Source organism: Anaeromicrobium sp., assembly GCF_025210435.1.
In the GTDB taxonomy this organism is placed as follows: domain Bacteria; phylum Bacillota; class Clostridia; order Peptostreptococcales; family Thermotaleaceae; genus Anaeromicrobium.
Map to the genome: position 1 here is coordinate 1 of NZ_JAOART010000025.1, position 8,170 is coordinate 8,170.

The following is an 8,170-nucleotide window of genomic DNA, read 5'->3' on the forward strand; positions in this document are numbered from 1 at the left end:
CACCCAAGTCCTTGTCACAAGCGAAAGTGTGAATCTTCGTATATAGGTTCATGTGTCATGTTGGAGTAGCATAGGATGTTGTGACGTTCCAGGGTTCCAAAGATTTTCAATATATTTTCCCTTATAGGCAAGTTACTGTATAAACAAAACTTAGTATTACAAAATCTATAGCAGATAGCAGATAAAACATTATCATTGCTTACTGGTGACAAATATAGACTTAGGAGGAAGAAAAATGGTTTATTTTATAGGAGCAGGACCGGGAGATCCGGATTTAATAACGGTTAAGGGAAGAAAGATTGTAGAGAAGGCAGATATAATAATATATGCAGGTTCCTTAGTTAATAAAGAAATAATAGGATGTAGAAAAGAAGAAGCTATAGTGTATAATAGTGCATCTATGACTTTAGAAGAAGTAATTGAAGTTATGGAGGATGGCGTTAAAAGGGACTTACTAGTTGCTAGGGTTCATACGGGAGATCCTAGTATTTATGGAGCCATAAGAGAGCAGATGGATATATTAGAAGAAAAAAATATTGAGTATAGTGTAATCCCAGGAGTAAGTTCTTTTGTAGGAGCAGCCGCAGCAATAAAGAAGGAATTCACATTACCTGGAGTAACTCAAACGGTTATATTAACTAGATTAGAGGGGAGAACTCCAGTGCCTGAAAAGGAGCAATTAGAAAAATTAGCATCTCATAGGGCATCCATGTGTATATTCTTATCAGTACATATGATAGATCAAGTAGTTGAAAGATTGCTTGTACACTACGAAAAGGAAACGCCTATAGCTATAATCCAAAGGGCTACTTGGGAAGATGAAAAGGTTGTAATGGGAACGTTAGAGAATATAGGGGAAAAAGTTAAAGAAGCTAACATAACTAAAACAGCTCAAATACTAGTTGGTCATTTCCTGGGAAATGAGTACGAGTTATCAAAGTTATATGATAAGACCTTTAGTCATGAATTTAGAAAGGCTAAGTAATGGAAATAGGAATAATAGCTTTAACTAAGAATGGAGCTAATTTAGGATATAAACTACATAAAATGATGAATAACTCATCATTTTATGTAAAGGAGAAATTTTATGAAAAAGGGCCTAATGTGATACCCTTTAATGATAAAATAAAATTCCTTGTGGAAGATATATTCAAAAAACATGATTGTTTAATATTTATTATGGCAACGGGTATAGTAGTAAGGAGTATAGCCCCTTTTATGGAGGATAAAAAAACAGATCCAGCCATACTAGTTATGGATGAGAGGGCAAATCATGTAATAAGCTTACTTAGTGGTCATTTAGGTGGAGCTAATGAATATGCCCATAGGGTGGCAAATTTATTAGGTGGAAATCCTGTTATAACCACAGCCTCTGATGTTTCAGGTCATATAGCAGTAGATACATTGGCAATGAAATTAAACTGCAAAATAGAAGACTTTAGTGAAGCTACTAAGGTGACAGCCCATATAGTAAATGAAGAGAGGGTAGGTATTAAATCTCAAATACCAATAGATTTGTATTTACCTAAAAATTTAGAAGTCCAAAAGGATAAAATAGATAATTCCTTAAAGGGATTAATACTTATAACAAATGAGGAAGAAATAAATAAGCCCATTGAGGACACAGTAGTTTTAAGACCTAAAAACCTGGTTGTAGGAATTGGTTGTAGACGTAATAAGGAATATGAAAAAATATACGAAGCCTTGTTAAAGTCTTTCAAAGATTTGAATCTATCTACAAAATCCATTAGGCATTTTGCCACTATAGATATTAAAAAGGACGAAGTGGGTATTAAAAAATTAGCAGATAAATTTGAGAGACCCCTAAAGATTGTTACTAGGGAAGAGGTCAAAGGCATAGAGAATAAATTTATGGGTTCTGAATTTGTAAAAAAAACTATAGGAGTAGGTTGTGTGTGTGAACCAGTGGCTTTTTTTACTAGTAATAAGGGGGATTTTATTCAAAGGAAAAGGGCCTTTGATGGAATAACCATAGCCATATTTAAAGAAGGTGATAAGAATTGGATGTAATAGTAGTAGGTATTAATCACAACAACTCTCCCATACAAGTGAGAGAAAAGGTTTCGTTTTCAAAAACTGATTTAGACATAGCCTATAGCAGATTAAAAGAATATGATGAAATATTAGAGTCTGTTATCATATCCACTTGCAATAGAAGTGAGATAGTTTCATATGTGACTAAAGTAGATGATGGTATAAAGAGATTAAAGTCCTTTTATAGTGATTTTTTTAATATACCTATGGAAACTATGGAAGAATACTTTTTTATAGAAGAGTCTGATAGTGCTGTAAAACACGTATATAAACTAGCCGTAGGACTAGATTCTCTCATATTAGGAGAGGACCAAATAATAGGACAAGTAAGATCTTCCCATATGTATGCCTTAGAAAAGGGTGCTACAGGGAGTGTTTTAAATACATTATTTAGGGAATGTATAACTACAGCTAAGAAAATAAAAAGGGAAACTTTAATATCTCAAAATTCCCTTTCAATAAGCTCTATAGCAGTGAAATTTATTGAAAATAGATTTCATGATTTAAAGGATAAAAAGGTATTAGTCATTGGTGTGGGAGAGATGAGTAGAATTGCCATTGAAAATCTCATATATAAGGGTGTTAGTGAAATCTATGTAACTAACAGAACTGTCGGCCATGCCATAGATTTATCTAATAGGTATAAGGAAATAAAGGTAGTGGAATTTAAAAATAGATATGACTTAATAAAAGAAGTGGATATTATAATTTCATCCACAAGTGCACCCCACTATGTCTTAAAGAAAGAACATATGGAGAAATATCACAATAAGGAAAAAGAACTATGTATAGTGGACATTGCACTACCTCGCGATGTGGAGCCAGAAATTAATAATATGGAAAAAATCCATGTATATGAATTAGATGAACTGAAAAAAGTGGCCCTAGATAACATGGAAATGAGAATGGAAGCTGCTAAAAATGCCATGGAAATAATAATAGAAGAAGCAGTAAAGTTCCAAAATTGGTATAATTGCCTATCTGTATTTCCTGTTATTGATAATCTTAAGAAGACTACTAAAGAAATACTAGATGAAGAAATTGATAGTTTAATATGCAGATTAGATGGAGCTACTGATAAGGATAAGGCTTTAATTAAAATAGTTATGAATTCCCTGGTGAAGAAGATCATAAAAAAGCCTATACACAATTTGAAAATGGCTGGAGAAGACAAACAGGGAGAACTATATGCAAAGGTTACAAATGAGTTGTTTAGTATGAAAGAATATAGTTGTAAAGGAAAAGGTGAAAGCTATGAATAATAAAGGAAAAATATATGTAATAGGAATAGGACCGGGAAATTTAGAACACATGAGCCAAAGGGCAAAGGATGCCATAAGTGAATCGGAAGTAATCATAGGATACAAAACATATACTAATTTAGTTAAGGAACTAATAACAAATAAAGAAGTAATAGATTCAGGAATGAGAAAAGAAATTGAAAGATGTAATCTTACCCTAGATAAGGCCCTAGAAGGAAAGGTAGTATCCATAATAAGTAGTGGAGATTCTGGAATATATGGAATGGCAGGAATTATGCATGAAGTTGTCTTTGATAGAGATGCTTCTGTAGAGGTAGAAGTAGTACCTGGAATAACTGCATCTAATGCGGCAGCAGCAAGTTTAGGAGCTCCTATTATGCATGACTCATGTACTATTTCTTTAAGTGATTTACTGACAGATTGGGATTTAATAAAGAAGAGATTAGAATGTGCGGCCATGGGAGACTTTGTAGTTTCTTTATACAATCCAAAGAGTAAGGGCAGAGTTACTCAAATAGAAGAAGCTCGTGAAATAATGCTAAAGCATAAAAAGAAGGATACGGTTGTAGGTATAGTTAAAAATGCTAAAAGGGAAGGTGAGAACATAGTTATCACTGATTTAGAGCATATGTTAGAAGAAGATATAGATATGGTTACTATGGTTATAATAGGAAATGAAAAGACCTATGTAAAAAACAATAAAATGGTAACTCCAAGGGGTTATAAAATATGATATTAGTACTAGGTGGTACTAAAGATTCTAGGAATTTATATGAAATTCTAAAAAAAGAATCTATTCCATTTATATTTACTACGGCAACGGAATATGGTAAAGAATTAGTGGGAAATAAAGGGGAACATGTCCTCTCTAAAAGGCTTACTAAGGAAGATATGATAAGTCTAATAAAAAAAGATAGGATAAGTATGGTCATAGATACTACCCATCCTTATGCAGCTGAAGTATCATTAAATGCCATGGCTGCCTGTAGCGAGTCTCATATAGAATATATAAGGTTTGAAAGAAAAGAAGAGGAATTAAGTAAGTATGAAAGTATAATAACTTATGTGGAGGATTATGAAAGGGCAGCTATTGAAGCTAAGAAAATAAATGGTAACATTTTACTTACTACAGGAAGCAAAACCTTAAATATATTTGTGGATAAAATAGATAAAGATAGATTATATCCTAGAGTTTTGCCAACTAGTAGTATGATAAAAAAATGTGAAGACCTAGGTTTAAAAGCATGTCAGATAATAGGTATGCAAGGACCCTTTTGCACTCCTATGAATGAGGTTATGATAGATAAATATCATATCAAAGGACTAGTCACTAAGGATAGTGGTAAAATAGGGGGACTCCTTGAGAAATTAGAGGCAGCCCATAATAAAAATATAAGGGTCATATTTATTGAAAGGCCTAAAATAGAGTATGAAAATCTATATGATAATATGGAACATTTAATAAAAAAGTTGGTGAAATAAATGGACAAGTATTATCCCCTTATGGTTAACATACAAAATAAAAAATGTGTAGTTATAGGTGGAGGAAAGGTTGCCTTAAGAAAGACCAAGACCCTACTAAAATATGGGGCTGAGGTGACTTTAGTTAGTCCAGTTATAGATGAAGAAATAAGAAAATTATTTTATGAAAATAAAATAGAAATAATTGAGAGAAATTATGAGTATGGGGATTTAGAAGGTGGAATTCTAGCTTACATAGCTACGGATAATGGGCAGGTAAATGAATTAGTTCTAAAAGAGTCTAATAGAAAAAATATATTAGTTAATTGTGCTAAAAATCCTGAAGATGGGGACTTTATAATCCCTTCATCCATAAGAAAAGGATCCCTGAGTATTTCTATAGGTACAGATGGGAAAAGTCCCATGCTTGCAAAAAAAATAAAAGAAGATTTAGAACTTGTATTTAATGATGGATATGAAACCTTTATAGAAGAATTAGGAAAAATAAGAAAAATATCCATAGATAATATAGAAGATATAAAAGTAAGAAGAGAGCTTTTTAAGGAATTAGTATATGGACCTTTGTTAGATGAATTTATGGATAAAAACATAGATAATCTAGAAGATGAAATGAAAAAGGTTTATATGAAATATAAGGTGGGCTCTAATACTAAAATGCATAGAAAAAGGTGAAAATATGGATAAAATAATAAAGGTAGGTTCTAGATGCAGTGAACTTGCACTAAAGCAAACTCATATAGTTATTGGAATATTAAAAGAGCATTTTCCAGAGTATGAATACGAGATAGTTGAGATAAAGACTATTGGAGATAAAATACTTGATAAGACATTAGATAAAATAGGTGGTAAGGGCTTATTTGTAAAGGAAATAGAAAGTGCCCTTTTAAATAAGGAAATTGACTTGGCAGTACACAGTATGAAGGATGTTCCTACAGTTATGGTAGAAGGCCTAAAGATAGGAGCCATAACTAAGAGAGAAGACGTGAGAGACGTATTTATCGGAAAAAATAATCTTAAAATAGAAGAGTTAAAAAGTGGAGCTAAAGTGGGAACTAGTAGTTTAAGAAGGAAGGCTCAGCTTTTAGCCTATAGAAATGATTTAGATATAGTACCTATTAGGGGAAATATAAGAACTAGAATAGGGAAAATAGATGAAATGGACCTAGATGGAATAATACTAGCAGCTGCTGGAATCCATAGAATGGATTGGAATGAAAAAATTAATGGTTATATTAATGAAAATATTTGTACACCAGCTGTAGGTCAGGGAGCACTAGGTATCCAAATAAGAGAAAAGGATCCTTTAATGGATAAAATAATAGGAGTACTTAACCATGGGGAAACGGAATATGCCATAAAGGCAGAGAGAAGTTTCATGAGAGTTTTAGAAGGTGGATGCCATGTTCCTATGGGAGCCTTTTGTGAAATCAAAGATAATATGTTAAATATGATAGCTGTAGTGGCATCATTAGATGGAAAAGAAGTTATTAGACTTGAGAGAAGGGCTAATTTAGAAGAATATACAAAATTAGGAGAAGACCTTGCGAAGGAAGCACTAGATAAGGGAGCTAGACACATATTAGACAAGATTGAAGGGAATGATTAGGATGGCAAAGGTTTACTTAATAGGGGCAGGTCCTGGAGATCATAAACTTATTACCTTAAAGGGTATGGAAGCCATAAAAAAAGCCCATGTAGTACTATATGATAGATTGGCAAACCCAAAACTTCTCAAACATGCAAAAAAAGACGCAGAAATTATTTATGTGGGCAAGGCGCCTAATAATCATGCTTATACTCAAGATGAGATAAATGAATTATTAGTAGAGAAGGCAACGGGAGACAAAATAGTTGCTAGATTAAAGGGAGGAGACCCTCTAGTATTTGGTAGAGGTGGAGAGGAAGCTAAAAGATTATTTGAAGAAAATATAGACTTTGAGTTCGTACCAGGTGTCACATCTGCCATTTCAGTACCAGCCTATGCAGGTATTCCAGTTACTCATAGAAATGTAAGTACATCCTTTCATGTAATTACAGGAAGTGAAGATCCTACTAAGGAAGAAAAGACTGTACAATACGAGGCCCTTGCCAAGGTTGAAGGAACATTAATATTTTTAATGGGTATTAAAAATTTGAAGAAAATTTCTACTGAGCTTATAAAATATGGTAAGGATAAGTCTACTGCCGTTGCTGTAATAATGAGGGGAAGTACTAAGGACCAAAGGATGGTAAAGGGTACTTTAGAAAATATCTATCATATAGTTATAGAAAATAATATTAAAAATCCATCCATAATAATAGTAGGAAATGTGACAAACTTATCTGACACTTTAAGATGGTTTGATAAAAAAGAACTTTTTGGAAAGAAAGTCCTAGTTACAAGAACTAGACAACAGGCAAGTCATTTATCTGAAAAGTTAGAAGGTCTTGGAGCTGAAACTGTGGAATTTCCAACTATAGAAATAAAAAGACCAGATGATTTTAAAGAAATAGATGAAAATATGAAAAAAATGGATATATATGACTGGATAATATTTACTAGTGTCAATGGAGTAAATAGTTTCTTTGAGAGAATGAAAGAATTAAATATGGATATAAGACATATGGGAAAAGGTAAGATTTGTGCCATAGGTCCTGCTACTAAAGATGCCTTAGAACAAAAGGGATTAATAGTAGAATATATGCCAGATGTATATAGGGCAGAGGCCATAGTAGAGTTAATAAAGGACAAGATAAAGCAGGGTGATAAGGTTCTACTTCCAAGGGCTGATATAGCTAGAACAGTCCTAATAGAAGAGTTAAAAAAGTTAGGAGCTAAGGTTACTAATGTGGCCATATATGAAACTATTGTTCCAAAGAGTAAAAGGGAAGAGTTAATAGATACACTAAAAAATAATAATATAGACATAATAACTTTTACAAGTGCATCTACAGTAAGAAACTTCATAACCATATTGGGTGAAGAAAATAAAGGCTTATTAAAGAATTCCAAATTAGCTATGATAGGGCCCATAACGGCAGATGCGGCTAAGGATTTAGGACTTACATGTCATATAGAAGCTCAAAAATACACTATAGATGGGTTAGTTCAGGCCATAAGAAAATATAGTGGGAAGGTTAGTAACTGTTAAATAAAATCTATAAGAATCTATAAAAATATATTGAATAATATCATGCTATTTGTTATCATTATATAGAGGTGATAATTAATGAAGTATTATTCAATAGGTCAGTTTGCTAAAGAAATAGGCAAAACTCCTCAAACATTAAGAGATTGGCATAAAAAAGGCTCATTCATTCCACAACATGTAACTGATGGTGGTACAAGATACTATTCGCAAGAGCAACTTAATCATTTTTTAGGTATTAAG

Annotated in this window: 9 protein-coding genes; all 9 read left to right on the forward strand. The window is 32.6% G+C overall.

Annotation, left to right across the window (positions count from 1 at the left end):
- Nucleotides 1–235 precede the first annotated feature (235 nt).
- Nucleotides 236–985 (forward strand): precorrin-4 C(11)-methyltransferase, encoded by a 750-nt coding sequence (gene cobM, locus N4A57_RS03095; RefSeq protein ID WP_293656058.1) that lies wholly within the window; start codon nt 236–238, stop codon nt 983–985.
- The gene (cbiG, locus tag N4A57_RS03100; protein WP_293656060.1) at nt 985–2,031 is read left to right on the forward strand and encodes a cobalt-precorrin 5A hydrolase; all 1,047 of its coding nucleotides are present in this window, start codon (nt 985–987) and stop codon (nt 2,029–2,031) included. The genes cobM and cbiG overlap by 1 nt, the downstream gene beginning before the upstream one ends.
- Nucleotides 2,022–3,317, forward strand: coding sequence for a glutamyl-tRNA reductase (gene hemA / locus N4A57_RS03105; RefSeq protein WP_293656062.1), 1,296 nt, complete (start codon nt 2,022–2,024; stop codon nt 3,315–3,317). Before cbiG ends, hemA begins: the two co-directional genes overlap by 10 nt.
- A complete protein-coding gene (gene cobJ / locus N4A57_RS03110; RefSeq protein ID WP_293656064.1) occupies nt 3,310–4,050 on the forward strand; it encodes a precorrin-3B C(17)-methyltransferase in 741 nt (246 codons plus the stop codon). Before hemA ends, cobJ begins: the two co-directional genes overlap by 8 nt.
- Complete coding sequence (gene cobK / locus N4A57_RS03115; RefSeq protein ID WP_293656066.1) at nt 4,047–4,799, forward strand: precorrin-6A reductase; 753 nt, start codon at nt 4,047–4,049, stop codon at nt 4,797–4,799. Before cobJ ends, cobK begins: the two co-directional genes overlap by 4 nt.
- 21 nt (nt 4,800–4,820) lie before the next feature.
- The gene (locus N4A57_RS03120; RefSeq protein WP_293656068.1) at nt 4,821–5,471 is read left to right on the forward strand and encodes a precorrin-2 dehydrogenase/sirohydrochlorin ferrochelatase family protein; all 651 of its coding nucleotides are present in this window, start codon (nt 4,821–4,823) and stop codon (nt 5,469–5,471) included.
- 4 nt (nt 5,472–5,475) lie between these two features.
- Nucleotides 5,476–6,405 (forward strand): hydroxymethylbilane synthase, encoded by a 930-nt coding sequence (gene hemC / locus N4A57_RS03125; RefSeq protein ID WP_293656070.1) that lies wholly within the window; start codon nt 5,476–5,478, stop codon nt 6,403–6,405.
- 1 nt (nt 6,406) lies between these two features.
- The gene (gene cobA / locus N4A57_RS03130; protein WP_293656071.1) at nt 6,407–7,930 is read left to right on the forward strand and encodes a uroporphyrinogen-III C-methyltransferase; all 1,524 of its coding nucleotides are present in this window, start codon (nt 6,407–6,409) and stop codon (nt 7,928–7,930) included.
- A 78-nt stretch (nt 7,931–8,008) separates the two neighbouring features.
- On the forward strand, nt 8,009–8,170 hold a 162-nt coding region (locus tag N4A57_RS03135; RefSeq protein WP_293656073.1), incomplete at its 3' end, for a MerR family transcriptional regulator.

Excerpts from the sequence above, each read along its gene's own strand:
- cobJ (WP_293656064.1), top strand. The coding sequence starts at position 3,310 with ATGAATAATAAAGGAAAAATATATGTAATAGGAATAGGACCGGGAAAT.
- cbiG (WP_293656060.1), top strand. The coding sequence starts at position 985 with ATGGAAATAGGAATAATAGCTTTAACTAAGAATGGAGCTAATTTAGGA.
- hemC (WP_293656070.1), top strand. The coding sequence starts at position 5,476 with ATGGATAAAATAATAAAGGTAGGTTCTAGATGCAGTGAACTTGCACTA.
- cobA (WP_293656071.1), top strand. The coding sequence starts at position 6,407 with ATGGCAAAGGTTTACTTAATAGGGGCAGGTCCTGGAGATCATAAACTT.
- cobM (WP_293656058.1), top strand. The coding sequence starts at position 236 with ATGGTTTATTTTATAGGAGCAGGACCGGGAGATCCGGATTTAATAACG.
- N4A57_RS03120 (WP_293656068.1), top strand. The coding sequence starts at position 4,821 with ATGGTTAACATACAAAATAAAAAATGTGTAGTTATAGGTGGAGGAAAG.
- cobK (WP_293656066.1), top strand. The coding sequence starts at position 4,047 with ATGATATTAGTACTAGGTGGTACTAAAGATTCTAGGAATTTATATGAA.